The sequence below is a fragment of the Georgenia sp. TF02-10 genome (assembly GCF_022759505.1).
Lineage (GTDB): Bacteria > Actinomycetota > Actinomycetes > Actinomycetales > Actinomycetaceae > TF02-10.
Map to the genome: position 1 here is coordinate 1,701,798 of NZ_CP094289.1, position 25,260 is coordinate 1,727,057.

At 75.9% G+C, this 25,260-nt stretch carries 25 protein-coding genes and 1 pseudogene; 14 read left to right on the forward strand and 12 right to left on the reverse strand.

Annotation, left to right across the window (positions count from 1 at the left end; translation table 11 throughout):
* The first annotated feature begins 71 nt into the window (after nt 1-71).
* The 7 genes from MF406_RS07665 to MF406_RS07695 all read left to right on the forward strand — a co-directional run bounded on the left by MF406_RS07665 (nt 72) and on the right by MF406_RS07695 (nt 9,020).
* Nucleotides 72-869: an ABC transporter ATP-binding protein gene (locus MF406_RS07665; RefSeq protein ID WP_242897386.1), complete on the forward strand. Its 798-nt coding sequence runs from the start codon at nt 72-74 to the stop codon at nt 867-869.
* Nucleotides 870-1,019: 150 nt separating this feature from the next.
* A complete protein-coding gene (locus MF406_RS07670) occupies nt 1,020-1,454 on the forward strand; it encodes an NfeD family protein (protein WP_242897390.1) in 435 nt (144 codons plus the stop codon).
* Nucleotides 1,455-1,563: 109 nt separating this feature from the next.
* On the forward strand, nt 1,564-2,895 hold the full coding sequence (locus tag MF406_RS07675; protein ID WP_242897391.1) for an SPFH domain-containing protein: 1,332 nt from the start codon (nt 1,564-1,566) through the stop codon (nt 2,893-2,895).
* A gap of 154 nt (nt 2,896-3,049) precedes the next feature.
* The gene (locus tag MF406_RS18710; RefSeq protein WP_256463944.1) at nt 3,050-3,889 is read left to right on the forward strand and encodes a PadR family transcriptional regulator; all 840 of its coding nucleotides are present in this window, start codon (nt 3,050-3,052) and stop codon (nt 3,887-3,889) included.
* Between the two features lie 437 nt (nt 3,890-4,326).
* Entirely contained in the window at nt 4,327-6,066 is a 1,740-nt protein-coding gene (locus MF406_RS07685) for an ABC transporter ATP-binding protein (protein WP_242897395.1), read from the forward strand.
* Complete coding sequence (locus MF406_RS07690; protein WP_242897396.1) at nt 6,063-7,970, forward strand: ABC transporter ATP-binding protein; 1,908 nt, start codon at nt 6,063-6,065, stop codon at nt 7,968-7,970. The genes MF406_RS07685 and MF406_RS07690 overlap by 4 nt, the downstream gene beginning before the upstream one ends.
* A 177-nt stretch (nt 7,971-8,147) precedes the next feature.
* Entirely contained in the window at nt 8,148-9,020 is an 873-nt protein-coding gene (locus MF406_RS07695) for an RNA methyltransferase (protein ID WP_242897397.1), read from the forward strand.
* A gap of 76 nt (nt 9,021-9,096) precedes the next feature.
* Here the strand turns inward: MF406_RS07695 and MF406_RS07700 are convergent, their stop codons facing one another.
* The gene (locus MF406_RS07700) at nt 9,097-9,411 is read right to left on the reverse strand and encodes a helix-turn-helix transcriptional regulator (protein WP_242897399.1); all 315 of its coding nucleotides are present in this window, start codon (nt 9,409-9,411) and stop codon (nt 9,097-9,099) included.
* 292 nt (nt 9,412-9,703) lie between these two features.
* Here MF406_RS07700 and MF406_RS07705 point away from each other — a divergent pair, with 292 nt between their 5' ends.
* Both MF406_RS07705 and MF406_RS07710 read left to right on the forward strand, forming a co-directional pair.
* On the forward strand, nt 9,704-10,066 hold the full coding sequence (locus MF406_RS07705) for a DUF2255 family protein (RefSeq protein WP_242897401.1): 363 nt from the start codon (nt 9,704-9,706) through the stop codon (nt 10,064-10,066).
* 13 nt (nt 10,067-10,079) lie between these two features.
* Nucleotides 10,080-11,099 (forward strand): zinc-dependent alcohol dehydrogenase family protein, encoded by a 1,020-nt coding sequence (locus MF406_RS07710; RefSeq protein WP_242897407.1) that lies wholly within the window; start codon nt 10,080-10,082, stop codon nt 11,097-11,099.
* A 67-nt stretch (nt 11,100-11,166) separates the two neighbouring features.
* Here the strand turns inward: MF406_RS07710 and nhaA are convergent, their stop codons facing one another.
* The 6 genes and pseudogenes from nhaA to MF406_RS07740 all read right to left on the reverse strand — a co-directional run bounded on the left by nhaA (nt 11,167) and on the right by MF406_RS07740 (nt 18,225).
* On the reverse strand, nt 11,167-12,426 hold the full coding sequence (gene nhaA, locus MF406_RS07715) for a Na+/H+ antiporter NhaA (protein WP_242897409.1): 1,260 nt from the start codon (nt 12,424-12,426) through the stop codon (nt 11,167-11,169).
* A 171-nt stretch (nt 12,427-12,597) separates the two neighbouring features.
* Nucleotides 12,598-14,241 carry an ABC transporter permease gene (locus MF406_RS07720; protein ID WP_242897411.1) on the reverse strand — a complete coding sequence of 548 codons (1,644 nt, stop codon included), beginning with the start codon at nt 14,239-14,241 and terminating at the stop codon, nt 12,598-12,600.
* Entirely contained in the window at nt 14,238-15,149 is a 912-nt protein-coding gene (locus tag MF406_RS07725) for an ABC transporter ATP-binding protein (protein ID WP_242897412.1), read from the reverse strand. The genes MF406_RS07720 and MF406_RS07725 overlap by 4 nt, the downstream gene beginning before the upstream one ends.
* A 27-nt stretch (nt 15,150-15,176) precedes the next feature.
* Entirely contained in the window at nt 15,177-15,926 is a 750-nt protein-coding gene (locus tag MF406_RS07730; RefSeq protein WP_242897414.1) for a TetR/AcrR family transcriptional regulator, read from the reverse strand.
* A gap of 63 nt (nt 15,927-15,989) precedes the next feature.
* Nucleotides 15,990-17,413 (reverse strand): annotated as a pseudogene (gene rox / locus MF406_RS07735) (rifampin monooxygenase).
* Nucleotides 17,414-17,796: 383 nt separating this feature from the next.
* Nucleotides 17,797-18,225 carry a nitroreductase family deazaflavin-dependent oxidoreductase gene (locus MF406_RS07740; protein ID WP_242897416.1) on the reverse strand — a complete coding sequence of 143 codons (429 nt, stop codon included), beginning with the start codon at nt 18,223-18,225 and terminating at the stop codon, nt 17,797-17,799.
* A 134-nt stretch (nt 18,226-18,359) separates the two neighbouring features.
* On the opposite strand from MF406_RS07740, the gene MF406_RS07745 reads away from it, so the two are divergent.
* Nucleotides 18,360-18,824: an MmcQ/YjbR family DNA-binding protein gene (locus MF406_RS07745; protein ID WP_242897418.1), complete on the forward strand. Its 465-nt coding sequence runs from the start codon at nt 18,360-18,362 to the stop codon at nt 18,822-18,824.
* A 138-nt stretch (nt 18,825-18,962) separates the two neighbouring features.
* The gene (locus MF406_RS07750; RefSeq protein WP_242897420.1) at nt 18,963-19,241 is read left to right on the forward strand and encodes a DUF2277 domain-containing protein; all 279 of its coding nucleotides are present in this window, start codon (nt 18,963-18,965) and stop codon (nt 19,239-19,241) included.
* Between the two features lie 42 nt (nt 19,242-19,283).
* On the opposite strand, the gene MF406_RS07755 is transcribed toward MF406_RS07750, so the two are convergent.
* The 5 genes from MF406_RS07755 to MF406_RS07775 form a co-directional block, all read right to left on the reverse strand.
* On the reverse strand, nt 19,284-19,700 hold the full coding sequence (locus tag MF406_RS07755) for a PIN domain-containing protein (protein WP_242897422.1): 417 nt from the start codon (nt 19,698-19,700) through the stop codon (nt 19,284-19,286).
* Nucleotides 19,660-19,917 (reverse strand): ribbon-helix-helix domain-containing protein, encoded by a 258-nt coding sequence (locus tag MF406_RS07760; RefSeq protein WP_242897424.1) that lies wholly within the window; start codon nt 19,915-19,917, stop codon nt 19,660-19,662. The genes MF406_RS07755 and MF406_RS07760 overlap by 41 nt, the downstream gene beginning before the upstream one ends.
* A gap of 170 nt (nt 19,918-20,087) precedes the next feature.
* Nucleotides 20,088-20,561 (reverse strand): tRNA (cytidine(34)-2'-O)-methyltransferase, encoded by a 474-nt coding sequence (locus tag MF406_RS07765; RefSeq protein ID WP_371744657.1) that lies wholly within the window; start codon nt 20,559-20,561, stop codon nt 20,088-20,090.
* A 122-nt stretch (nt 20,562-20,683) separates the two neighbouring features.
* Nucleotides 20,684-21,223 (reverse strand): YbaK/EbsC family protein, encoded by a 540-nt coding sequence (locus MF406_RS07770; RefSeq protein WP_242897727.1) that lies wholly within the window; start codon nt 21,221-21,223, stop codon nt 20,684-20,686.
* A 132-nt stretch (nt 21,224-21,355) separates the two neighbouring features.
* Nucleotides 21,356-21,883 carry a YbhB/YbcL family Raf kinase inhibitor-like protein gene (locus MF406_RS07775; RefSeq protein WP_242897426.1) on the reverse strand — a complete coding sequence of 176 codons (528 nt, stop codon included), beginning with the start codon at nt 21,881-21,883 and terminating at the stop codon, nt 21,356-21,358.
* A gap of 197 nt (nt 21,884-22,080) precedes the next feature.
* Here MF406_RS07775 and MF406_RS07780 point away from each other — a divergent pair, with 197 nt between their 5' ends.
* The 3 genes from MF406_RS07780 to MF406_RS07790 all read left to right on the forward strand — a co-directional run bounded on the left by MF406_RS07780 (nt 22,081) and on the right by MF406_RS07790 (nt 25,244).
* Nucleotides 22,081-23,010, forward strand: coding sequence for a hypothetical protein (locus tag MF406_RS07780; protein WP_242897428.1), 930 nt, complete (start codon nt 22,081-22,083; stop codon nt 23,008-23,010).
* Nucleotides 23,010-24,734 carry a DNA polymerase Y family protein gene (locus MF406_RS07785; protein ID WP_242897430.1) on the forward strand — a complete coding sequence of 575 codons (1,725 nt, stop codon included), beginning with the start codon at nt 23,010-23,012 and terminating at the stop codon, nt 24,732-24,734. Before MF406_RS07780 ends, MF406_RS07785 begins: the two co-directional genes overlap by 1 nt.
* A gap of 93 nt (nt 24,735-24,827) precedes the next feature.
* Nucleotides 24,828-25,244 carry a hypothetical protein gene (locus tag MF406_RS07790; protein WP_242897431.1) on the forward strand — a complete coding sequence of 139 codons (417 nt, stop codon included), beginning with the start codon at nt 24,828-24,830 and terminating at the stop codon, nt 25,242-25,244.
* Nucleotides 25,245-25,260: the final 16 nt, after the last annotated feature.

Sequence of the window (25,260 nt, forward strand, 5' to 3'; positions counted from 1 at the left end):
GGTCGCCCGGTGGCGGCGGGTCGTCGCCGGTGCTCGCCGGTGGCCGCGCGCCGGTGTTCTAGGGTCGGGGCATGGGTGATGTGCTCGAGCTGACCGACGTGACCGTCCGCCGCGGGGGCACGACGATCCTGGACGACGTCAGCTGGTCGGTGGACGAGGGCGAGCGCTGGGTGGTGCTCGGGCCGAACGGTGCCGGCAAGACGACCGTCATGCAGCTGGTCGCCGGCCGGATGCACCCCACCTCCGGCACGGTGGACATCATCGGCGAGCGGCTGGGGCAGGTCGACGTCGCCGAGCTGCGGCCCGTTGTCGGCCTCGCCTCCGCCGCCCTGGACCAGCGGCTGCCCGCCGGCGAGCGGGTGACCGACGTCGTCCTCACCGCCTCCTACGGCATGACCGGGCGGTGGCGGGAGCGGTACGACGACGTCGACCGCGAGCGGGCCCAGGCGCTGCTCGACGTCTTCGGCGTCGGTGCCCTAGCGGACCGCGCCTACGGCACGCTGTCCTCCGGGGAGCGCAAGCGGGTCCAGATCGCCCGGGCCCTGATGCCCGACCCCGAGATCCTCCTTCTCGACGAGCCCGCCGCCGGGCTGGACCTGGCCGGGCGCGAGGAGCTGCTGGGCGCGCTCGCCGAGCTCGCCGGCGACGCCCGGTCCCCCGTCCTCGTCCTGGTCACCCACCACGTGGAGGAGATCCCGCCCGGGTTCACCCACGCGCTGCTGCTGCGCGAGGGCCGGACGGTGGCCAGCGGCCCGCTCGAGGAGGTCCTCACCCCCCAGCACCTCTCGACAGCCTTCGGGCTGGAGCTGGAGGTCGAGCGGCACCGCGACCGGTACAGCGCGCGGGCCGCCGCCCCGGCGACCCGCTGACCGCGCGGCGGACGCTCGGCGCCAGGACCAGCCGTCGCCGCCCGCCGCGCCCCGGCGGCGCCCTGACCTGCCCGTAAACCCGCTGGGTCTCCCATAGGATGCCCAGTGACAGCGCGGACCGCCACGACGGCCGGCGCGCGGGAAGGCGGCATGAGCTGGCTGTGGTGGCTCGGCGGGGCACTGGTGCTCGGCGTCGTCGAGATGCTCACCGTCGACCTCATCTTCCTCATGTTCGCCGGTGGCGCGGTGGCCGCGATGCTGGCCGCCCTGCTCGGCGGCCCGCTCTGGGTCCAGATCCTCGTCTTCGCCCTCGTCTCCGTCGTCCTGCTCCTGGGCGTGCGGCCGTACGCCCGCCGCGCCCTGGAGCGCTCCCTCCCCACGACCACCACGAACGTCGCCGCCCACGTCGGGCGGGAGGCGGTGGTCCTGATGGACGTCACCGACCGCGCCGGCCGGGTCAAGCTCGCCGGGGAGGTGTGGACGGCCCGCGCCGCCCGGCCCGGTCTCGTCCTGCCGGTGGGCGCGAGCGTCGTCGTCGTCCGGATCGACGGCGCCCAGGCCGTCGTCGACGTCCCGGCAACATGACCGCCCGACCGCGCCGGCCGCCGTCGGACCCGTCCGCGGGCCCGGCCGCCCGGCCGAGGAGCGCCGCCCGAACCCGAGCCACGCCCGCCCCACCCCACGGGAGGAACCGATGACCGACAACCTGGGCAGCATCGTGCTGCTCATCGTCCTGGTGCTGGTGGCGATCTTCGTCATCGTCGCGATCGCCCGCGCGGTGCGGATCGTGCCGCAGGCCGTCGCCCTCATCGTCGAACGGCTCGGCAAGTACCAGACGACGATGGACGCCGGCCTGCACTTCCTCATCCCGTTCGTGGACCGGGTCCGCTCCACGGTGGACCTGCGCGAGCAGGTGGTGTCCTTCCCGCCGCAGCCGGTGATCACCTCCGACAACCTCGTGGTTAGCATCGACACGGTCATCTACTTCCAGGTCACCGACCCCAAGTCGGCGACGTACGAGATCGCTAACTTCATCACCGGCATCGAGCAGCTCACGGTGACCACGCTGCGCAACGTCATCGGCTCGATGGACCTGGAGCAGACGCTGACCAGCCGGGACCAGATCAACGGCCAGCTCCGCGGGGTGCTGGACGAGGCCACCGGCCGGTGGGGGATCCGGGTCAACCGGGTCGAGCTCAAGGCCATCGACCCGCCCGCCTCGGTGCAGGGCTCGATGGAGCAGCAGATGCGCGCCGAGCGGGACCGCCGCGCCGCGATCCTCACCGCCGAGGGTGTCAAGCAGTCCCAGATCCTCACCGCCGAGGGCGAGAAGCAGGCCGCGATCCTGCGCGCCGAGGGCCAGGCCCAGGCTGCGATCCTGCAGGCCCAGGGCGAGTCCCGGGCCATCCTGCAGGTCTTCGACGCGATCCACCGGGGCAAGCCCGACCCCCGGCTGCTCGCCTACCAGTACCTGCAGATGCTGCCTGAGCTCGCCAACGGCACCGCCTCGAAGCTGTGGGTGGTGCCCACCGAGTTCACCGCGGCGCTGGGCAGCATCGCGAAGGGCTTCGGCAGCCCGGACGGGGTCCGTGACGACGGCGGCGGCGACGGCGAGCACCCCACCGTCGACTTCGGCGACTACGGCTCCGGGGTGTCCAGGGAGCTCGGCGAGACCACCCTGCAGGACCCGGACGAGGCGCTGGCGCAGGCCCGGGGCGAGGCCGCGCGGGCGACCTCGGAGGCGAACGTCGCCGGGGAGGCCTCCGGGCGGCCGTTCTCCTCCACGGCCGCTCGCGGTCAGGAGCCCGCCGAGGGGGGCGCCACCCGCGCCGAGCGCCGCGCGGCGGCCGACCGCGCCGCGCAGGCCCTCGAGGCCGGCCGGGCGCGGGCCCGGGAGCAGGCCCAGCGGCAGGCCGCCGAGCTCAGCGAGCAGACCGGCGAGGCCGGGCAGGGCGACGGCGCCGGGGACACCAGCCGGTTCGCCCCGCCGGAGCAGCGGCCCGACGGTGAACCGCCGCAGCGATAAACGACCGGCAGCGGGCCGCCGAGCGCACGCCTGCAGGCCACACCCCTGCCCGCCCGGGGATACACCCCTGCCCGCCAGACAGCTGACCCGGTGGCCGTCCCGGCCGCCGGGTTAGTGCTTGCTCGGGCGAGCAGTTGCGATATATCGTTAGCGCATGCGAGATATCAAGCGAAACCATGATGATGGTGCTGAGCGCTGGGGCGACCGGGGTCACGGCCGCTCCGGTGGGGGACCCTGGGGTGGCCCTGGCCCCGGCCCCGGACACGGTGCGGGTCCCGGCGGACACTGGGGTGCCCCTGGCTCGGGGCACGGCGGTCCCGGAGGGCCCTGGGGCGGCCCTGGTCCCGGCGCCGGCCACGGCGGAGGTCCGGGCGGACCCCCGAACAGCGGCCACGGCGGAGGTCCCGCGGGACCGGCGCGCAGCGGCCGCGCGGGCGGTCCCGGCGGGCCCCCGCACCGAGGACGGCGCGGCGGCAGGGGTGGGCGTCGACCGCGCGGCGACGTCCGGAACGCCGTCCTGCTCCTGCTTGCCGAAGAGCCGATGCACGGCTACCAGCTCATGCAGGCGATCGCCGAGCGGAGCGGCGGCCGGTGGCGGCCGAGCCCCGGCGTGGTCTACCCGACGCTCTCCCAGCTCGAGGACGAGGGCGCAATCACCCTGACCACGGCGGAGGGCGGCCGGCGCATGGCAGTCCTGACCGAGGAGGGCCGAGCGCTCGCCGAGCGGGTGGGCGGCAGCTGGGCCGACGTCTTCGAGGCCGACGACGACGGCGACGGCGTGGACCTGCGCCTGGAGATGATGCAGCTCCACGAGGCCGTCCGCGTGGTGGGCCGAACCGGTACGAGCGCCCAGCGGCACGAGGTGGCCCGGCTGGTCGCCGACGCCCGCCGCCGGGTCTACCTGGTGCTGGCCGGCGACCCGCCCGCGCCCGAGCCGGAGGCCGGCACCGGTGACGGGCCAGGTGGTCAACCGGCTGCCCCCGACGCCAGCTGACCGGCACCGGCCAACGGGCGGGCCGTCATCCGCACCCGTCGGGCCGCCACCGCCGTCGGGCCCGCACCGAGAACGACAAAACGGTTGCTCCCAGCAACCACTTTGCCAGTCTCGACGCGCCATGGCGCGGCCACCGCCGTCGGGCCCGCACCGAGAACGACATAACGGTTGCTCCCAGCAACCACTTTGTCGGTCTCGACGCACGTGGCGCCGCCGCACCGCACCGCCGCACCGCACCGCCGCACCGGCGCACCGCACCGCGGCGCCGCCACCCGCGATCGACCCGACGGGCCGCGCGCGGAGGTCGGCGCGGAGCGGCCGCCCGGCCGGTGACAAACGGCTCGCGGCCGCCGGCGCCGCACGGCGCATAATGGACTCTTCCCCTCCCGACCCCGCACCCGGGCCCGCACCCGGTCGACCCACCACACCGAGGCCAGATGCTGCTGCACGTTCTCCGGCGCTTCCTGCGCTCCTACCGGCGCGACTTCGGCATCGTCGTCGTCCTGCAGGTGATCCAGACCCTCGCGGCCCTGTGGCTGCCCACCCTCAACGCCGACATCATCAACAACGGCGTGGTGCAGGGGGACACCGGCTACATCCTGCGCATCGGCGGCGTCATGCTCGCCGTCTCCGCGGTGCAGGTCCTCTGCGCCGTCGGCGCGGTGTACGTCGGCGCCCGGACCGCGATGGCCGTCGGCCGGGACATGCGCACGGCGGTGTTCGACCGGGTCCAGCGCTTCGGGTCCGCCGAGATGGGCCGGTTCGGCGCGCCGTCGCTGATCACCCGAACCACCAACGACGTCCAGCAGGTCCAGCTGGTGCTGCTGATGACCTTCGTCATCATCATCATGGCGCCGATCATGATGGTCGGCGGGGTGGTCATGGCCCTGCAGCAGGACGTGCCCCTCTCGGCGCTGCTGCTCGTGGTCGTTCCCCTGCTGGCGGCCGTCATGGGGCTCGCCGCGCTGCGGCTGCGGCCGCTGTTCCGGCAGATGCAGGAGCGGCTGGACCGGATCAACCTCGTGCTGCGCGAGCAGATCCAGGGCGTGCGGGTGATCCGCTCCTTTAACCGCCAGGGCACCGAGCGGGACCGCTTCGCCGTCGCCAACGACGAGCTGATGACCACCGCGCTGGGCGTGGGCCGCCTGATGGCCGTGCTGTTCCCGGCGGTGCAGCTCATCATCAGCGCCTCCTCGGTCGCGGTCGTCTGGTTCGGGGCCGGCCGGATCGACGGCGGCGGGATGGAGGTCGGCGCCCTGATCGCCTTCCTCAACTACCTCATGCAGATCCTCATGGCCGTCCTGATGGCGGTCATGATGTTCATGCTGGTGCCGCGCGCCGAGGTCAGCGCCGAGCGGATCGACGCCGTGCTGCGCACCACGCCCGTCATCGCCAGCCCCGCCCGCCCCACCCGGCTGCCGGAGCGCCGCCGCCCGCTGCCGGTGGAGCTGGCCGGGGCGACCTTCGGCTACCCGGGCGCCGACGCCCCGGTGCTGGCCGGGGTCGACCTGCGGCTGACGCCCGGCACCACGACGGCGGTCATCGGCTCCACCGGCGCCGGCAAGACCACCCTGGTCAACCTGGTGCCCCGGCTGCTCGACGTCACCGCCGGCGCCGTCCGGCTCGGCGGGGTCGACGTGCGCGACCTGGACCTGGCCGAGCTGCGCGCGCGGGTCGCCCTGGTGCCGCAGAAGGCCTACCTCTTCTCCGGCACGGTGGCCGACACCCTCCGGCTGGGCCGGCCCGAGGCCACCGACGCCGAGCTGTGGCGGGCGCTGGAGGTGGCCCAGGCCCGTGACTTCGTCGAGGAGATGCCGGCCGGTCTGGACTCCCCGGTGGAGCAGGGCGGGGCCAACTTCTCCGGCGGCCAGCGCCAGCGGCTGGCCATCGCCCGGGCCCTGGTCCGCCCGGCGGACGTGTACCTCTTCGACGACTCGTTCTCCGCGCTGGACTACGCCACCGACGCCCGGCTGCGCGCCGCCCTGCCGGCGGCGACCGGCGGGGCGAGCATCCTCGTCGTCGGCCAGCGGGTGGCCAGCATCCGCGGCGCGGACCAGATCCTCGTCCTGGACGACGGCCACCCGGTCGGCCTGGGCACCCACGCCGAGCTGATGGCCAGCTGCCCCACCTACCAGGAGATCGTCTTGTCCCAGCTCAGCGCGGCGGAGGCGGCATGAGCGGCCCCGCACCGGCCGGCGTCGCCAAGCCGACGGCGTTCCGGGCCTCCCTGGCCCGGCTGCTGCGCACGCTGCGGCCCGAGCGGGTCCGCCTGGTCGCCGTCGTGGTCCTCGGTGCCGTCTCGGTCGCCCTGCAGGTGCTCGGCCCGAAGCTGCTCGGGGACGCCACCAACATCGTCTTCAACGGCGTCGTCGGCCAGATGCTGCCGCCGGGCACCAGCCAGGAGCAGGCGGTGCAGGGGCTCCGCGCCGCCGGGCAGGACCAGGTCGCCGAGATGGTCTCCGGGATGGACCTGGTGCCCGGGCAGGGCATCGACTTCGACGCCCTGGGCCGCACGGTGCTGCTGGTCCTGGCGGTGTACGCGGTCGCGGCCGTGCTGCTGTGGCTCCAGGGGTACCTGCTCGCCGGCATCGTCCAGCGCACCGGGTACCGGCTCCGCGCGGACGTCCAGGGCAAGGTGGACCGGCTCTCCCTGGGGTACCTGGACGGGCAGCCGCACGGCGACGTCCTCTCCCGGGTGACCAACGACATCGACAACGTCACCCAGTCCCTGCAGCAGACCCTCTCCCAGGTCATCACCTCCGTGCTCACCGTGGTCGGGGTGCTGGTGATGATGCTCTACCTGTCCTGGCAGCTCGCGCTCATCGCCCTGGTCACCGTGCCCGTCTCGGCGGTCATGACGCTGCGGATCGCCCGTCGGGCCCAGCCGGAGTTCACCGCCCAGTGGCGCTCCACCGGCGACCTCGGCGGGCAGGTCGAGGAGGCGTTTACCGGGCACGAGGTGCTCACCGCCTTCGGCGCCGAGGACCGGTTCCGCACCGCCTTCGCCGGGGAGAACGAGCGCCTGTACCGGTCCAGCTTCCGGGCCCAGTTCATCTCCGGGACCATCCAGCCGGCGATGGCGTTCGTCTCCAACCTCAACTACGTCCTGGTCGCCGTCGTCGGCGGGCTGCGGGTGGCCTCCGGCGCGCTCACCCTCGGCGAGGTCCAGGCGTTCATCCAGTACTCGCGCCAGTTCAGCCAGCCGCTGGGCCAGCTCGCCTCGATGACCAACCTGGTCCAGTCCGGGGTGGCGTCGGCCGAGCGGGTCTTCGAGCTCCTCGACGCCGAGGAGGACGTGCCCGACCCGGTGCCCGGGCGGGAGCCGCAGGACCCGCGCGGGGAGGTCGTCTTCGCCGACGTCAGCTTCCGGTACGACCCGGGCACCGAGCTGATCGAGCACCTGGACCTGCGGGCCGAGCCGGGCCAGACGGTGGCGATCGTCGGGCCCACCGGCGCCGGCAAGACCACCCTGGTCAACCTGCTGATGCGGTTCTACGAGATCGGCGGCGGCCGGATCCTGCTCGACGGCGTCGACACCCGGGAGATGACCCGCGCCCAGCTCCGCGCCCGGGTGGGGATGGTGCTGCAGGACACCTGGCTCTTCCACGGCACCATCGCCGAGAACATCGCCTTCGGCCGGGCCGGCGCCACCGCGGAGGAGGTCCGCGAGGCCGCCCGGGTGGCCGGCGTCGACCGGTTCGTCCACTCCCTGCCGCGGGGGTACGAGACGGTGATCGACGACGAGGGCGGCGGGGTCTCGGCGGGGGAGAAGCAGCTGATCACCATCGCCCGCGCCTTCCTCGCCGACCCGCAGATCCTCGTCCTGGACGAGGCCACCTCCTCGGTGGACACCCGCACCGAGCTGCTCGTCCAGCAGGCCATGGCCGGGCTGCGGCAGGGCCGGACCAGCTTCGTCATCGCCCACCGGCTCTCCACCATCCGGGACGCGGACCTCATCGTGGTGATGGAGCACGGCCGGATCGTCGAGCAGGGCACCCACGAGGGCCTGCTGGCCGACGGCGGGGCGTACGCCGCGCTGTACCAGGCCCAGTTCGCCGCCCCGGCGGTGGAGCAGGTCTGACCCAGGCGGCCCGGCTCAGTGCCGGGCCGCCGGCGGGCGGCCCGGCGTCGGCCCGGCGGCAGTGCCGGGTCGCCGGCGGGCGGCGACGTCGGGCCGGGCCTGCCGCCGACCGGGTCACGGCGATGCCCCGGCCCGGTGCGATACGGCTCCCGGCGGACGGTGGGAGGATGACGGGCCGTGCCCCTGATCCGCGTCACCGACCCCGCCGACCCCCGGCTCGCCGATTACACCAGCCTCACCGACGTCGCGCTGCGCGCCCGGGACGAGCCGGCCCGCGGCCTGTACATGGCCGAGTCCTCCAAGGTGATCGCCCGGGCGGTGGCGGCCGGGCACCGGCCGCGGTCCTTCCTCATGGCGCCGCGGTGGCTGGCGGACATGGCCCCGGTCATCGCCGCCGCCCCCGGCACCGGCGGGCACGACGACGGCGGGGAGGTCCCCGTCTACGTCGCCGAGGAGCCGGTGCTCCGGGCGGTCACCGGCTTCCACCTGCACCGCGGGGCGCTGGCCGCGATGCACCGGCCGCCCCTGCCGGCGGTGGCCGACGTCCTCGCCGGCGCCCGGGACGGAGGCGGGGCACGCCGGGTCGTGGTCCTAGAGGACGTGGTGGACCACACCAACGTGGGTGCGGCGTTCCGTAGCGGTGCCGCCCTCGGGGTCGACGCCGTGCTGGTCACCCCCCGGTCCGCCGACCCCCTCTACCGGCGCAGCGTGCGGGTGTCGATGGGCACCGTCTTCCAGGTGCCGTGGACCCGGTTCGGGCACTGGCCGGCCGGTCCGCCGGCCGGTGCCAGCGACGGCATCGACCTGCTGCACGGCCTGGGCTACACGGTGGCGGCGCTCGCGCTGGACGAGCGCTCGGGCAGCCTCGACGAGCTCGCGGCCAGCCCGCCGGAGCGGCTGGCGATGGTGTTCGGCACCGAGGGCGACGGGCTCAAGCGGCAGACCGTCGCCCGGTGCGACCTGACCGTCCGGATCCCGATGGCCGGCGGGGTGGACTCGCTCAACGTCGCGGCGGCGGTTGCCGTGGCCGCGTGGGCCACCCGGGCGTAGGGCACCGGCAGGGATCGGCCGCGGACGCGTGCCGCCGTCTGTGAACGTTAGCTCCGCGACGAGCAGCGACACGGACTCACGCGACCTGGATCCGCTGGTCGCCGGCCACGTACTCGGCGGCCAGTCCTCCGCCGACGGCCTCGAGGTAGCTGCGGATGGTGCCGATCTTGGCGTTGTCGAGGTCACCGTGCTCGATCTTGGAGACCTGCCGCTGCCCGACGCCGATGCGCTCGGCCAGCTGGGCCTGCGTCAGGCCCGCCTGCTCGCGCAGCTCGCGCAGCCGGTAGCCGCGGACCTCGGCGAGCATCCGCTCCTTGTGCGCCTCGATCTGCGCCCGACTCTCGGGATCCACGGGGTGCTTAGCGAGGTACTCCTCATAGCTCAGAGCCATCTCGATCACTCTCCTCTCAACGGGCGCAGACGGTCGTCGAACAGGTCGTCGGCACCCCTCGATGGTTCGACGTCCACCCTCCCCATGCCGCCAGCGAGGCCCTGCACGGTCTACCGGCCAGCCGGCGGCCGGGCGCCGTGAGGTTCGGGAGGTGGTCGACCTCGCTTCGGTCCATGTCCTCGCCGGTACGCGCCGGTCACCGCCGTGCCGGCCCTGGCGGGACTCGCTACCGGCGGCGGCTCGCGCACCTGCCGGGGAGGGAGTTTGCTGGAACGACCGGAAGGAGAAGCCCATGACGTGGACAAGCGAGGAACTCGACGCGATCGGTGCGGCGGAGGAGCTGCGGATCAGCCCTGCGGGGACCGGCCCGGGCACGGGCGTGCCGATCTGGGTCGTCCGGGTGGGCGACGCGCTGTACGTGCGGTCGTGGAAGGGCCCGGCGGGGAAGTGGTACCGCCGCGCCGTCGCCGAGGGCACGGCCAGGATCAGCGCGGCATCCATCGAGCGCGAGGTCCGGCTCGTCCGGGACACCGAGGACGACGACGTCGTCGACGAGGCGTACCGCACCAAGTACGCCCGGTACGGCGACGACTACTTGCAGCCGATGGTCAACCCACCGGCCCGCGACACCACGCTGCGCCTCGACGCGGCCTGAGGAGAGGACCACGATGCGTGGAGTAGTGCTGCACGGCCCCGGGGACGCGCGGGTGGAGGAGCGGCCGGACCCGCAGATCGTCGAGCCCACGGACGCGGTCATCCGGGTGTCCGCGGCCTGTGTCTGCGGGTCGGACCTGTGGCCCTACCGCGGGGTGGAGGACGTCCACGACGCCCCCATGGGCCACGAGTACGTCGGGGTGGTGGAGGAGGTCGGCGCCGAGGTGCGCACCGTCAAGCCCGGCGACTTCGTCGTCGGCTCGTTCTGGGCCTCGGACAACACCTGCGAGATCTGCCGGGCCGGGTACCAGTCCTACTGCATCCACCGGGTACTGATGGGCACCATCGGCACGCAGGCCGAGCGCGCCCGCATCCCGCTGGCCGACGGCACCCTGGTCGCGACCCCCGGGATGCCGGACCCCGACCTGATCCCCTCGCTCCTGGCCGCCTCGGACGTCCTGGGCACCGGCTGGTTCGCCGCCGTCGCGGCCGAGGCCGGCCCGGGCAAGACCGTCGCGGTGGTCGGCGACGGCGCCGTCGGGCTGCTCGCCGTCCTGGCCGCCCGGCGGCTCGGCGCCGAGCGGGTCCTGGCGTTCAGCCGGCACCCCGAGCGGCAGGCCCTGGCCCGGGAATTCGGCGCGACCGACATCCTCACCGAGCGCGGGGAGGAGGGCGTGGCCCGGGTCAAGGACCTCACCGGCGGGCTGGGCGCGCACAGCGTGGTCGAGGCGGTCGGCACGCAGCAGTCGATGCTGCAGGCCATCGGCGCCACCCGCCCCGGCGGGCACGTCGGGTTCGTCGGCGTCGCGCACGGCGTGAGCATCCCCGGCGCGACGCTGTTCGGCGCCGGGATCCACCTGCACGGCGGCGCCGCCCCGGTGCGCCGCTTCCTGCCCGAGTTGGTGCGGCTGATCTGGGACCGCGAGATCGACCCCGGCCGGGTCTTCGACCTGACCCTGCCGCTGGAGCGGGCCGCCGAGGGGTACCGGGCCATGGACGAGCGCCGCGCCACCAAGGTGCTCCTCACCCCCTGACCGGCCGTGGCGTCGAGCGCCGGGCCCGCGCCGACCCCGGGCGGACGGCGCCAAGACCGCGGACGGCTCAGCCGTCGTCGGGCGCACCGCCGATGACCGGCTGCGGAGGGTCGGGGACGCCGTCGTCGTTCATGTCGGCCGCGCGCGCCCGCCGGCTGTCCCACCGGAGCAGGACGGCGGCCGCGGCCGCCGACAGCGTGGTGCCCGCGAGCACGGCGATCTTGGCGCCCGCCGCCGTGCTCTCGTCCGTGAACGACAGCTCCGCGATGAGCAGCGACACGGTGAAGCCGATGCCCGCCAGCAGCCCGACGGGGAGCAGGTCCCGGAGACCGATGCCGTCGGGCAGCCGCAGGCGCGCGGACCGGGTCGCCAGCGCGACCACGCCCAGGATCCCGGTCACCTTGCCCACCACGAGGCCGAGCACGACCGCCGGCACGACGGCCTGGGCCAGCGGCGAGCCGTCCCCGGGGCCGCCGACCAGCGTCACCCCGGCGGAGAAGAACGCGAACAGCGGCAGGGCGACGACCGCCGACCAGGGCCGCACGGCCTGCTCGTACCGGTGCGCCCGGTCCGCCGCCTCACCGCGGACCGGCCGGGCCGGCACGGCGAGGCCCAGCAGGACACCGGCGATGGTGGCGTGCACCCCGGACGCGTGCATCAGCCCCCACGCGACCAGCGCCAGCGGCGCCAGCAGCACCGGGTGGGCGCAGGAGGACCTGACGAGGACCGCGAACACCGCGACGGCGACCAGGGCGAGCGCCAGCGCCCCGACCGCGACGTCGTCGGTGTAGAAGACGGCGATGACGACGATGGCGAGCAGGTCGTCCACCACGGCCAGCGTGAGCAGGAACGTGCGGATCGCCACCGGCAGCCCGCGGCCGAAGATCGCCAGCACGGCGAGCGCGAACGCGATGTCGGTGGCGGTGGGGATCGCCCACCCGCTGAGCGCGCCGGTGTCGCCGGCGGCGACCACGACGGCGGTGTAGAGGGCCGCGGGGACGAGCATGCCGCCGACCGCCGCGAGCACCGGGACGGCCGCGCGGCGCGGGTCGCGCAGCGAGCCGACGACGATCTCGCGCTTGAGCTCGAGGCCGACGGTGAAGAAGAAGACGGCGAGCAGCCCGTCGGCCGCCCAGTGGGCCAGGTCGAGGTCGAGGTGCCACGCGGCCGGCCCGACGACGGTGTGCGCGACGGCGTCGTACGCGGCCCGCCACGGCGAGTTCGCCCAGAGCAGGGCGAGGGCGGCGGCCGCGATCAGCAGCGCACCCCCGGTGGTCTCGCGGGAGGCCCAGCGGCGGACGGCGGAGGGTGCGGGTGTGCGTGCCATGCGGGTGCTCCTGGGGCGACGGCGGAGGCCCTCGACGGGGCACCGACGAGGACGCCGACCAGACTTCCCGGCACACCGGGCATCCACTGTACGTGGGGCCGCCGGGGAGCGCCCGGCCCGTCCGTCTCCCGGACCTGCCGGGCGCCCCAGCCCGCAGGTCCTGAACCCGTCTCAGCCCCGCAGGTCTCGCCGGCGCACGGCCGCCGCCGCGAACGCGGACAGCGCGACCGCCACCCCGGTCAGCGCCACGAGCGGCAGCGGCTCTAGGGCCGCCGCCGGGACCGCCGGCACCAGGGCGAACGGCGCCACGTCGAGCACCGCCGGGGGCAGGTCGAGCACCGGCCCGTACAGCCCGACGAGGATCGCGGCGACGAGCAGCAGCCAGCCCGGCCACGCGGGCAGGCCGGCGCCGTGCAGGAGCGCCGCCAGCGCGGCGAACCCGGCCACCACCGGCAGGTACGCCAGCGCGGCGAGCGTCAGGTCGGCCACGATGGCGCCGCCCGCGGTGCCCGCCGCGCCCAGCCCGAGGCCGAGCCCGGACGCCAGGAGCAGCATGGTGGCGCCCAGCAGGGCCACCGCGAGCTGGCTGCCCGCCCACGCCGGCCGCCCGACCGCCCCGGCGAGCACGACGGCGGCCCGGCCGTCCGCCTCCTCCCGGCGCAGGCGGTTGACCGTGACCGTGGCGAACACGGCCACCGCCATCGACAAGAACCCGAGGAACGCCGACAGGGTCGCCGTCACGACGTCGCCGCCGCCCGCCGCCCCGAACACCTCGGCGAGCTGCGGCTGCTCCCTGAAGCTCTCGACGATGCCGCCGGTCAGCGACCCGGTCAGCGCGGCGAAGCCGAACAGGCCGACGCCCCAGCCGACCAGGCTCGCGCGCTCGAGCCGGAGCGCCAGGCCGAGCGGGGCGCGCAGCCACCCGGCGGCGTGGGCGGCGCCCCGGCGGTCCGGGAGGAGGCCGGCGCCGACGTCCCGCCGGCCGGACAGCACGAACGCGGCGGTCACCAGCACCGCGGCGGCCGCCACCGGCAGCAGCAGCGGCCACCACCGCAGGTCGACGAAGGCGCGGGTCTGCTGCGCCCACCCGATCGGGGACGCCCAGGACAGCGCGGTGCCGCCCACCTGCTGCGCGTCACCCACCCCGCGCAGGACGAAGGCGAGCGCCAACAGCGCCCCCGCCGCGCCGGTCGCCGCCCGCGCACCGGTGGTGAGCTGCGCGGTCACGGCCGCCACGGCGGCGAACACCAGCCCGACCGCGGCGACACCCGCGGCGACCGCCAGGCTGTCCGCGGGCGGGAGATCGTTGGCCACGAGGGCCACAGCGAGGCCGACGGCGACCGCCGCGTTGGTCACGACCGCGTCCACCAGCGCTGCGACGAGCGGCGCCTGCCGGCCGACGGCGCCGGCCCGGACCAGGTCGGTCCGACCGACCTCCTCCTCGGCGCGGGTGTGCCGCACCACGAGGAAGACCGACATCAGGGCCGCGGCGACCGCCAGCAGGCCGAGCATCTCGTTGGCGATCATCACGCCGAACGTGTAGTCCTCGAGCCCGTAGCCCGGGCCGGTCAGCAGCGCCCCGGACGGCTCCCGCATGATCGCCGCGCGCGTCTGCCGCGCCGCGGCGTCCGGGTAGACCACCGGGATGATGGCCCCGAAGTAGCCGATCAGCCCGGCGAGGGCCACCACCCAGACGGCGATCCGGACCCGGTCGCGGTGCAGCGCGAACCGCGCGAGCCGGGCGGCCCCGGCGACGGCGCCCGCGCCGCGGGCAGGCATCCGGGCCGGCGGCCGGCCGCCGACGAGCGCAGTCACCGCAGCACCCCGTCCACGCCGCCCGCCCCGGCCGGGCCGTACTGCTGCACGAACAGCTCCTCCAGCGTCGGCGGGGACGCCGTCAGCGACGCCAGCCCGAGGGTGGACAGGTGCGCGGTCACCGGGGACAGCGCTGCCTCGTCGACCGACAGCCGCACCGTGCGCCCGTCGACCCGGACCTCGTGCACGCCGGGGAGCGCCGCCACGCCGCGCGGGTCGCCGGCGACCGTCGCGGTCACCGCCGTGCGGCGGAGGTGGCGCAGCTCGGCCAGCGCGCCGGACAGCACCGCGCGCCCGTCGCGGATGATCGTCACCCGGTCGCAGAGCCGCTCCACCTCCGCGAGGATGTGCGAGGACAGCAGCACGGTCCGACCCTCGGCACGCGCCCGCGCGATGCACTGCTGGAAGACCAGCTCCATCAGCGGGTCCAGCCCCGAGGTCGGCTCGTCCAGCACCAGCAGCTCGACATCGGCGGCCAGCGCCGCGACGAGGGCGACCTTCTGCCGGTTCCCCTTGGAGTAGGTCCGCGCCTTCTTGCTCGGGTCGAGGTCGAACAGCTCGAGGAGCTCGGCGCGCCGCCCCGGGTCCGCCCCGCCGTGCAGGCCGGTGAGCAGGTCGATCGCCTCCCCGCCGGTCAGCCGGGGCCAGAGGCTGACGTCGCCGGGGACGTAGGCGAGGCGGCGGTGCAGGGCGACGGCGTCCGCCCAGGCGTCGCCGTCGAGCAGCCGCGCCGTGCCGGCGTCGGCGCGCAGGAGCCCGAGGAGCACCCGGATGGCGGTGGACTTCCCGGCCCCGTTCGGGCCGAGGAACCCGTGCACCTCGCCGGCCCGAACGCTCAGGTCGAGGCGGTCGAGGGCCCGCACCGGGCCGAAGGACTTGGACAGCCGGCTGATCTCGATGACGGGCACGACGCACGCACGCTCTCGGACGGACGGTCAGGATGGGTCGGGCGTGGGGGAGCGGGGTCGCCGGGACCGGGACGCCGGTCCTGCTGGCCCTGCCGGTCCTGCTGGTCCGGCTGGTCCGGCCGTCTCACCCCGGGAGCCGGCCAGGTACGCCAGGTAGGCGTCGAGGACCTCGCGGTCGGTGAGCAGGCCCTCCGTGTACAGCTCGAGCGACGGCAGCCCGACGCGCTCGACGTAGGCGCGCAGCGCGGCCCCCAGGTCCCGGGGGTCGCGCACCGGGTTCAGCGTCAGCTCGGTGAGCAGCGCACCCAGGCTGCACATGGTGAGCCACCGGGCCCGCGCGGCCTCGTCCCGGCTGGGCCGGACCGTCCCGGCGGCCACGCCGTCGGCCAGGTACTTCTCGGCGTCGGCCACGAAGGAGTCGACGAACGCGCGGGCCATGCCGCTCCCGTCCTGGAGGCTGCGCAGGACGTAACCGACCAGCGGCGCGTACGACTCGACCTGCGCCATCTCGACGAGCAGCTGCTGCGCCCGCGCCGGTCCGAGCACCTGCGCCTTGTGCTCCGCGATGGTGGCCAGCACGTGCGCGTCGCAGGCCTGCCGCAGCCCCTCCTTGCTGCCGAAGTGGTGCAGCACGAGCGCGGGGCTCACTCCAGCGTCCGCCGCGATGGTCCGCACGCTCGCGCCGAAGCCGTCGCGGGCGAACCGGTCGACGGCGGCCTCACGGATGCGCGCCCGGGCCGTGAGGTCCTCAGGCGGTGGCCGCCGCGCTGACCGCATGTTCAGGATGCTAGCCACTCGGTCAGCACCACGGCAAGACCGGAGCAGCCGGCGCCGGCACGCTCAGCCAGCGGCGCCGAACCACCGGGGCAGCTGCCCCAGCAGGCCCGCCTGGTCCTCGCCGGCCCAGGCCACGTGGCCGTCCGGCCGCAGCAGCACGGCGGGGACGTCCAGCTCCGGGCTGGCGTCGACGACGTGGTCGACCCGGTCCGCCCAGCCGGCCACGGAGAGCCGTCCGGTCTGGTCCAGCAGCAGCCCGCGGCCGGCGTACATCAGCTCGTAGAGCCGCCCCCGCCCCAGCGGAATGTCCCGCAGCCGCCGGCCGAGCAGCCCGTGCCCCTCGCCGAGGTCGTAGCGGACCCGACCCCGGTGACCTTCTCGATCAGGAAGCGGTTCACCTCCGCGAGGCCCATCAGCTCCGTCAGCAGCCGGCGGACCGCCTGCGGGCCCGGCTCGGTGGACAGCAGCTCGGCCTGCGCGCGGGTGTTGTCCAGCACGTCGGCGGCCACCGGGTGCCGCTCGGTGTGGTAGCTGTCCAGCAGCCCCTCCCGCGCCCAGCCGTCGACCTCCGCGGCCAGTTTCCAGCCGAGGTTGAACGCGTCCTGGATGCCGAGGTTCAGGCCCTGCCCGCCGAGAGGCGGGTGCACGTGCGCCGCGTCGCCGGCCAGCAGCACCCGGCCGGTCCGGTAGCGCTCGGCCAGCCGGGTGGCATCACCGAAGCGGGACAGCCAGCGCGGGGAGTGGATGCCGAAGTCGGTGCCGGCGTAGGCCCGCAGCTGTTCCCGGAACTCCTCGAGGGTCGGCGGGACCGAGCGGTCCTCGGCCACGGTGGCGGCGGGGACGACGACGCCGTACAGCCCGTTCCCGGCCGGGCCGACGCCGAAGCCGCGGTGGGTCCGGCGGACCTCGGCGACGACGGCCGCTACCTCCTCCGGCGGTGCGGTCACCGCCATCTCCCCGCGCAGCCACTCCGTCCGGGCCGGCTCGCCGGGAAAGCCCACGCCGAGCACCGTGCGGACGGTGCTGCGGCCGCCGTCGCAGCCGACGAGCCAGCGCGAGCGCAGCCGGCTGCCGTCGGCCAGGTCGACGCTGACCCCCTCCTCGTCCTGGCTCAGCCCGACCAGCTCGCTGCCGCGCCGGATCTCCGCGCCGAGCTCGGTGGCGTGCTCGGCCAGCAGGCGGTCGATGGTGGGCTGCGGGATGGCGAGGACGTAGGGATGCGCGGTGTCCATGTCCGCCGGCCACGGCCTCTCGATGCCGGCGAAGTAGCCGGCCCGGGTGAACGTCGTGCCGAGCTCGAGGAACCGGTCCAGCAGCCCGCGCTGGTCCAGCACCTCGATGCTGCGCACATGCAGGCCGAGCGCGCGGACCGCCTCCGGCGGCACCGGCTCCTTCTCCAGCACGAGCACCTGCACCCCGTGCAGCCGCAGCTCACTGGCCAGCATCGTGCCGGTCGGGCCGCCGCCGGCAATGATCACGTCAATCATGAAGGTCTCCGTCCGCTGGCATTTCTTGTGGACCACGGCCGCGCCTGGGACCAGCCGCCCGGCACCGCACGGCTTTCTGGGATCGGCATGCCGAGGGCGTCAGGCGCACAACTGTGCGGCATGACAGGGGCCTTGCCACAAGTCCCCCCGTGCGCTATATCTTGGAAGTGGCGAGATAAACACCGGAATTACCAGCCAGTGGATCGATCACCGACGAGGATCAGCCGACGCCGGTGGCTGTTTCGGAGCGGCCGCCAGGCGGTTCTCGGCGCGGCCGAGCAGGCGCCGGACCCCGCCGACGGCACGATCGCGGTCGCACGGCCGGCGCATCGTCGGCGGGGGAGCGTCGCTGTGCGGCAGGAGCACGACGCCGCCGCACCTGGTCACCGCCGGGCGGTGCCGCCGTCGCCGGAGCCGGCGCCGTCGTCCGGCCCGGCGGCCCGCAGCACCAGGCTGTCAGGGACCCGGGCGAGCCCGAGGATCTGCCGCACCACCGGCGGCGCCCACGAGCGGCCCGGGTCGTGGCGCAGGACCGGGTCGGTCAGCGCCACCTGCCGCCCGCGGACGAGGACTGTGCACCCGCCGGCGGCCAGCACGTTGCGCACCCAGTCCGCGTCCGCCCCGTAGGTCAGGGCGATCCGGTAGCCCCCGGGCGCGCGGAAGATGTTCACCGGGACGGTGCGGGACGTGCCGGACCGGCGCCCGGTATGGGTCAGCAACGCGAACCCGGGCAGGTGCGGGGCGACGCGGCGCATCACCCGGTTGAGGAGGTGCTTGTTCGCGCAGGCGAGGGCGCGGGGCAGCGGGCTCACCCGCCCAGCCTCGCCCACGGCAGGACGTCCGGCCCGACGGGGAGCCTTCCCGGGCGCCCGTCCGACCGGCCGAGATGCCTCCCGCCCGGGGGATACCCGGCTACCCTGGCGCCCACCGGCCGGGAGGGACCGCCATGACGCACCCGATCATGTTCGACGACGCCGACCCCTTCCTCGGCCGCCTGCGCCGCCTCGCGCTCGCCTTCCCCGACGCCGAGGAGCACGTCGCGCACGGCCGGCCCACGTTCCGGGCCGGGAAGACCTTCGCCATCTTCGGCTCCAGCACCAAGGGTTCGGCCACGGTCCGGGTCAGGTACCCCCGCGGGCTCCTCGTGCTTCCCGCGCCCGGTGAGCGGACGGCGCTGCTGGAAGACCCGCGCGCGTTCGTCCCCGCCTACCACGGACCCGCCGGCTGGCTCGGGCTGGACCTGGCCCACGACGGGGCCGGCCCGGCGGACGTGGACTGGCAGGAGGTCGCCGAGCTGCTCGACGACTCCTACCGCCAGGTCGCCGGCCCGCGCCGGGTGGCCCGGCTCGACGCCGACGGCGGGCCGGCCGCGCCGGGTCAGGCCGTCTCCCAGCCGGGGGTCGCGGGGTAGAGCGCGGCCGGCGGGGCCTGGCGGAACGGGCACCGTGAATCCCGGCAGCTCGGCCGTCCACCACCATCGCCTCGTGCCCGCTCGGTGTCCTGCCGCCCGCCTCTTCCGCTCTCGCCGCGTCGCTGTCACGCTGGGTCCATGTGCCGAAACATCCACGTCCTGCACAACTTCGCCCCGCCGGCCGCCTCCGAGGAGGTCCGGGCGGCGTCCCTGCAGTACGTCCGCAAGGTCGCCGGGATGACCAAGCCCTCGCAGGCCAACCAGGAGGCGTTCGACCGCGCGGTTGACCAGGTCGCGGCGGCCACCCAGGAGCTGCTCGACTCCCTGGTGACGGTTGCGCCGCCGAAGGACCGGGAGGTCGAGGCGGCCAAGGCCCGGGAGCGTAGCCGGAAGCGCTTCGCGACCCAGGCCGGGTAGCCGCTGCGGCCTGTCCGGGGCAGCCCGGCATCCGGTGCGGGGTCAGAGCGAGACGAGCGAGAGGGACGGATCCAGGCGTCGCAGGTCCCCTGCGTCGCTGGTCACGACGACCTGGCCGGTCCGGCGGGCGCAGAGAACCACATGCGCGTCCACGACGTCTGCCGTGCCCGATGCCGCCAGCAGGCGGCCGACGGCGGTCGCCCCCAGCCGGTCGAGAGCCACGACGTCAGTGGCCGGCTGGCGCAGGAGACGGGCGAGTCGAACCTGGCGGGTTGGGTTGCGTACCGCCTGGGCAAGAGCCGTCGCAGGGATGGTCACGCGGGCGGCGGTCTCCAGCGCCCGGGCCAGGAGCGTGATGACTCGGCGGTCGCCACGGTCCAGGCCGATGAGGGCCCCTGCGTCGAGCGTTACACCCCGGTCACGCGGCGCCAGCGTCACGGCCCTGGCCGAGAACATCATCCGCCCAGGCGCGCTCCTGGGCCGACAGCTCGCCGCCCGTATCAGCGAGCGCTTCTCTCAGCATCAGGCTCCACCCCGCCACGTCGTCCAGTGCGAGGGCCACAGCGTGCTGGACGAAGCCGGACACCGAGGTGGCCTGGCCCGCCTCGACAAGCCGACGCACCTCATCGAGCGTCGCCACCGGCAAGGTGACGGTGACCTTCCGAGTGTCTGCCATACCAGTCACCATACCGGCCAGGGAATGCTCTGGCCACCGCCTCGGGTGGACTACTTGATGCCGGCCGTGCCTCCGCGGAGACGGCAGCCGGGAGTGGACGGCTGCGCTCCACCCACCACCCACGGCGCTGGGCTACAACGGCGCTGCGTTGCCCGACGGTGCTGCCCGGGTCAGCCGCCGCCGGCGTACCCGTGCTGGCGCCACGCCTCGTACACCGCCACTGCGGCGGCGTTGGAGAGGTTGAGCGACCGGGTGCCCGGCACCATCGGGATACGCAGCCGCGCGGTGACGCGCGGGTCGGCCAGCACCTCCGCCGGCAGCCCGGTGGGCTCGGGGCCGAAGAGCAGCGCGTCGCCGGGGAGGTAGTCGACGTCGGCGAAGCTGGTGCTGGCGTGCCCGGTGAAGGCCAGCACCCGCCCCGGCGCGACGGCGGCCAGGGCCGAGTCGAGGTCGGGGTGCACCGCGACGCGGGCGAGGTCGTGGTAGTCCAGCCCGGCCCGCCGCAGGTGGGCGTCGGACAGGTCGAAGCCGAGCGGCTCGACCAGGTGGAGGGTGGCTCCGGTGCACGCCACCATGCGGATGGCGTTGCCCGTGTTCGGAGGGATCCGGGGCTCGTAGAAGACGACGTGGAACACGGGCGGCATCGTCTCAGTCACCGGTGCCCGCGTCGGCGCCGGTGCCCCGTACGGCCGCCGGAGCCGGGGCCGCCGCCGGGGCCGCCGCAGGCGCCGGTCACCTGACGGCGCCGGTCACCTGTCGGCGCCGGTCAGTCGACCGGCCGCCCCAGCCCCTCGACGACCTCCGCCGCCGGCAGCATCGTCAGCACCTCGCCCGGCAGCAGGATCTTCGAGCCCCGGATGCCGGAGCCGACGACGGCGGGGCCGGTGCTGACCCGGGTGTCCAGCAGCAGCCGCCACCCCGGCGGCACGCCGACCGGGGTGATGGCCCCGTACTCCATCCCGGAGGCCGCCACGGCCTGCTCCATCGGCCAGAAGGACGCCTTGCGCACGTCGAGCAGCTTGCGCACGGTGGTGTTGACGTCCGCCCGGGTGGTGGCCCGCACCACGCACGCCGCGACGCGCTCCTCCCCGGCCCGCCGCCCGGCCACCAGCACGCAGTTCGCGGAGACCTCCAGCGGCAGGTCGTAGGCCTCGGTCATCGCGGCGGTGTCGGCCAGGTCCGGGTCGATCGCGGCCACCAGCACCTGCCGGGCGACGACCGGCGCCCGCGCGGCCAGGTCGTCCAGGGCGGCGGCCGCCGGCGCGGCGAGCAGGTCGGGCCGGTCCAGGGCCGGCGTCCAGGTCAGCGTGCCGAGGACGACGGCGCCCGGGGCGGGGCCGGGAACTGGCCGGCCGCCGTCGGCGGGACCCGCGGCCGCCGGCTCTCCGGCCGGTCCGGACGGGGGCGTCTGCGGCGGGGGTGTCTGCGGCACGGCCGGTCAGCTCTGGAAGGTGGCCACGAGGATGCCCCGGGCGAGGGTGTGCGGCCGTGCCGTGCCCGCCGCCTTAGCCAGCGAGACGTCCTCGTCCAGCTCCAGGGTCTCGGTGTCCAGGGCGTGCACGACGAAGTAGTACCGGTGCGCCCGGTCCCCGGGCGGCGGCGCCGCACCGGTGTAGGCGTGCTCGCCGTCGTCGTTGCGCAGGTGAGAGGCCGCGCCCGGGAGCATCAGGTCGGACTGCCCGGCGCCCTGCTCCAGCTCGGTGGTGCCGGCGTCCAGGTCCACCACCGCCCAGTGCCACCAGCCCGACGGCGTGGGGGCGTCCGGGTCGAAGCAGGTGACCACGAAGCCCCTGGTCTCGGCCGGGAACCCGGACCAGGACAGCTGGGGCGAGACGTTGCCGCCGGCCTTGCTGTGCGCCGCCGGCATGGGGGCGCCGTCGGTGAGGTCGGTGGAGGTCACCGAGAACGCGGGCACGGCGGGCAGCTTCTCGTAGGGGTCCTGCGCGAGGGGTCGGTCGAGGTTCACGTGTCCTCCTCCTGCTCGGGAACTGCTCGGTCAGCTGTCCAACCTATCCCGCTCCGGGGACACGGGCCGGCCGGGTCGGTGGGGCCGGGCGATGTCACCGGCCGCGGCGACGATGCCTGGGTGGCCGCGGTTGACAGGCCGGGGACGACGGCCGAACACTAGTCGAACAGCAGTTCGACAGGAGGTGGGGTGAGGAGGTGGGCACCGCGCTCGCGACTGCCGGGATGGTAGACCGGCAGGCCCGGCTGGCGGCAGCTCGTTCGGCGCTGACCCGGGCGGAGACGGCCGCCGGGCTGCGTACCCGGCTGCCGGCGGCCGGGTCGGCGGGCGCCACCGCGCTGGTGGCGGTCCCCGGACCGGCGGTCGACCCGGCGGGCCCCGGGCCGACGGCGGCCCCGCCGGCCGCGGCGCAGGTCCCGGTCCCGACGGCGGGCCCCGGGACGACGGCGGTCCCGCCGTCCCCGGCGACGGTCCCGGCTGCCCCCGCCGCCCCCGCCCCGGGGGACGACCTGCCGGTGCCCGCGGCCCTGGCGCCCCTCTTCCCCGGCGGGGTGCTCGCGCGCGGCACCGTGGTGCAGGTCGCGGGCTCGACCTCCCTGCTCCTCACCCTCGCCGCCGGCGCCGCCGCCGTGGGGGCGTGGAGCGCGCTCACCGCGCTGCCGGACGTGGGCTGGCGCGCGGCCGCCGAGGCCGGGCTGGACCTGGACCGGGTGCTCGTCGTCCCCCGGCCCGGTCCCGACGCCCCGGCCGTGCTCGGCGCGCTGGCCGACGGGGTCGACCTGCTCGTCGTCGGCCGCTGCCCGGCCCTGTCCGACCGGGACCGCCGGTCCCTCTCCGCCCGCCTGCGGGCCCGGCAGGGCGTGCTCCTGAGCGCCGGGCCCTGGCCGGGGGCGAACCTGGCCCTGACGGTCGAGCGCACCGGCTGGGAGGGGCTCGGCCGGGGGTGGGGGACGCTCGCCCGGCAGCGGATGGTCATCACCGCCGTCGGCCGGGGGGCGGCGGCCGGGCCGGTGCGGACGGTGGAGGTCAGCCTGGGCGCGGGCACGGTCCGGGCCACGGGGCCGGCCCGGCCCGCCGACGTGGGCGGGCCCGCCGAGCAGGCGCCGGTGCTGCGGGCGGTGGGGTAGTGGCCGTCTCCCACGCCGCGCCGACGGCGGCCGGTGCACCTGCTACGACCGTCGCGCCGACGGCGGCCGGTGCACCCGCGCCGCCCGGTACGCCCCCGCTGTCGCCGAGCGGCCCGCCCGCCCAGGCCCTGCGCCGGGCGGTCGTGTGGGTCCCGGACTGGCCGGTCGCCGCGGCCGTCGCCGAGGGGGCCGTCCCGCCGGACGCCCCCGTGGCGGTCCACGACGGGCGCGGGGTGGTGGTGACCTCCGCCGCCGCCCGGGCCGCGGGGGTGCGCCGTGGCATGCGCCGGCGCACCGCCCAGCAGTTGTGCCCCGAGCTCGCGCTCCTCGGCGTGGACGAGGTCCGGGACGCCCGCGCCTTCGAGCCCCTCGTCCAGGTCGTGGAGACGGTGGTGGCCGGCGTCGAGGTGGTCCGTCCCGGCCTGGTCGTCATGGCCGCCCGGGGGCCCACGCGGCACCTGGGCTCGGAGGAGGCGCTGGCCGAGACGCTCGTCGGCGTCCTGGCCGAGGAGGCGGGGGCGGAGTGCCAGGTCGGCATCGGCGACGGCATGCTCACCGCCGTCCTGGCCGCCCGGCGCGGCGTCGTCGTCCCCCCGGGGCAGGCGGCCGCCGTCGCCTTCCTCGCCCCCCAGGACGTCGGCATGGTCGGCCACGCCGTCGCCGACCGCGGGTCCCGCGCGGAGGTCGCCGAGCTCGTCGACCTCCTGCGGCGCCTGGGCCTGCGCACGCTGGGCGCCCTGGCGTCGCTGGCGCCCGGCGACGTCGCCGCCCGCTTCGGCGGGCTGGGGCTGACCGCGCAGCGCCTGGCCCGCGGGCTGGACGGACGCCCGGTGGTCGCCCGCCGCCCCGAGCAGGACGTCGTCGCCGCCGCCGACCTCGACCCGCCGGCCGACCGGGCCGACGTCGCCGCCTTCGCCGCCCGCGGCCTGGCCGAGCAGCTGGCCGAGCGGATGCTGCGGCGCGGGGTGGTCTGCGGCCGCCTCCAGGTCGAGGCCCGTACCGAGGACGGGACCACGCTGACCCGCACCTGGGCCCTGGACGGCGCCCCCACCGCCCGCGAGCTCACTGACCGGGTCCGCTGGCAGCTCGAGGGGTGGCTCGCCGGGCGCAGCGGCCGGCCGCCCGCGGCGCCGCTGGTCCACCTCGCCCTGACCGCCCAGGAGGTCAGCCCCGCCGGGGCGGTGCAGGACGGGCTGTGGGGCCGGGCCCGGCGCGGGCAGGCCCAGGCGGACCGGGCGGCGCTGCGCGTCCAGGGCCTGCTGGGGCCCGACGGCGTGCTCGCCCCGGTGCTCCAGGGCGGCCGCGACCCGCGCTCGACCACCCGGCTCGTCGTCTGGGGGGACGAGGCGGCCCCGCTGCGCCGGACCGACGCCCCCTGGCCGGGGCAGCTGCCCAGCCCGTCGCCGGCCACGGTGCCGGCCGAGCCCGTGCCCGTGGAGGTGGCCGACGACGGCGGGGCGCCCGTGCGGGTGGACGCCCGCGGCCTGGCCAGCGCCGCCCCGGCCCGGGTGCGGCTGCCCGCCGCCGAGCCGGGGACGACGGCGTGCTGGCCGGCCGGGGAGCGGACGGTGACCGGCTGGGCCGGGCCCTGGCCGGTGACCGAGCGCTGGTGGGCGAGCGACCGGCGGCGCCGGGCCTACCTCCAGGTGTCCCTGGCCGACGCGCCGGCCCTGCTGCTCGTGCTGGAGGAGGGGTCCTGGTGGGTGGAGGGCGTCTACGACTGATCGGACGAGCGGGTGGTCCGTGGGCGGGGGGCTGACTGCCCGAGGCACACCGGCGTAGATTCGTCGGCACGGTCGACGCTTGGAGGTGGCGGCGTGCCGAAGGGCGAGGTCGAGGACGTGCCGTGCGCCGGCCACGGCGAGGACCCCGCGACCGAGGCGGTGGGACCCGTCTTCGTGGCCGCCGACCTCATCGGATGGCTGGGCGTGAGCCGGCAGGTGATCGACGAGCGGGTCCGGCGCCGCGACCTGCTGGCCCTGCGGACCTCTGACGGCTCAACCGTGTACCCGGAGTGGCAGTTCGACGTGGACGGTGCCGTGCTCCCCGGTGTCGGTGCTGCGCTCCGAGCGCTGAGCCAGGGCGGGATGGACGACCTGACGCACCTGCTGTGGTTCGCCGGCGAGAACCCTGAGCTCGGCGGCAGCAGCGCCGCCGCATGGCTCACCGAGAAGCGCGACCCCGGCGCGGTGGTCCGGGCCGCCCAGCACACCGCCGCCGGGTGGCGCCGGTAGCCCTAACAGAACACAT

What these genes read in the sequence shown, in the direction of transcription:
- MF406_RS07755 (WP_242897422.1), bottom strand. Translation starts at nt 19,700, where the DNA reads ATGATGTTCTCGGCCAGGGCCGTGACGCTGGCGCCGCGTGACCGGGGT.
- MF406_RS07745 (WP_242897418.1), top strand. Translation starts at nt 18,360, where the DNA reads ATGACGCACCCGATCATGTTCGACGACGCCGACCCCTTCCTCGGCCGC.
- MF406_RS07705 (WP_242897401.1), top strand. Translation starts at nt 9,704, where the DNA reads ATGACGTGGACAAGCGAGGAACTCGACGCGATCGGTGCGGCGGAGGAG.
- MF406_RS07750 (WP_242897420.1), top strand. Translation starts at nt 18,963, where the DNA reads ATGTGCCGAAACATCCACGTCCTGCACAACTTCGCCCCGCCGGCCGCC.
- MF406_RS07730 (WP_242897414.1), bottom strand. Translation starts at nt 15,926, where the DNA reads ATGCGGTCAGCGCGGCGGCCACCGCCTGAGGACCTCACGGCCCGGGCG.
- MF406_RS18710 (WP_256463944.1), top strand. Translation starts at nt 3,050, where the DNA reads ATGCGAGATATCAAGCGAAACCATGATGATGGTGCTGAGCGCTGGGGC.
- MF406_RS07700 (WP_242897399.1), bottom strand. Translation starts at nt 9,411, where the DNA reads ATGGCTCTGAGCTATGAGGAGTACCTCGCTAAGCACCCCGTGGATCCC.
- MF406_RS07690 (WP_242897396.1), top strand. Translation starts at nt 6,063, where the DNA reads ATGAGCGGCCCCGCACCGGCCGGCGTCGCCAAGCCGACGGCGTTCCGG.
- MF406_RS07710 (WP_242897407.1), top strand. Translation starts at nt 10,080, where the DNA reads ATGCGTGGAGTAGTGCTGCACGGCCCCGGGGACGCGCGGGTGGAGGAG.
- MF406_RS07760 (WP_242897424.1), bottom strand. Translation starts at nt 19,917, where the DNA reads ATGGCAGACACTCGGAAGGTCACCGTCACCTTGCCGGTGGCGACGCTC.
- MF406_RS07765 (WP_371744657.1), bottom strand. Translation starts at nt 20,561, where the DNA reads ATGCCGCCCGTGTTCCACGTCGTCTTCTACGAGCCCCGGATCCCTCCG.
- nhaA (WP_242897409.1), bottom strand. Translation starts at nt 12,426, where the DNA reads ATGGCACGCACACCCGCACCCTCCGCCGTCCGCCGCTGGGCCTCCCGC.
- MF406_RS07685 (WP_242897395.1), top strand. Translation starts at nt 4,327, where the DNA reads ATGCTGCTGCACGTTCTCCGGCGCTTCCTGCGCTCCTACCGGCGCGAC.
- MF406_RS07675 (WP_242897391.1), top strand. Translation starts at nt 1,564, where the DNA reads ATGACCGACAACCTGGGCAGCATCGTGCTGCTCATCGTCCTGGTGCTG.
- MF406_RS07665 (WP_242897386.1), top strand. Translation starts at nt 72, where the DNA reads ATGGGTGATGTGCTCGAGCTGACCGACGTGACCGTCCGCCGCGGGGGC.
- MF406_RS07670 (WP_242897390.1), top strand. Translation starts at nt 1,020, where the DNA reads ATGAGCTGGCTGTGGTGGCTCGGCGGGGCACTGGTGCTCGGCGTCGTC.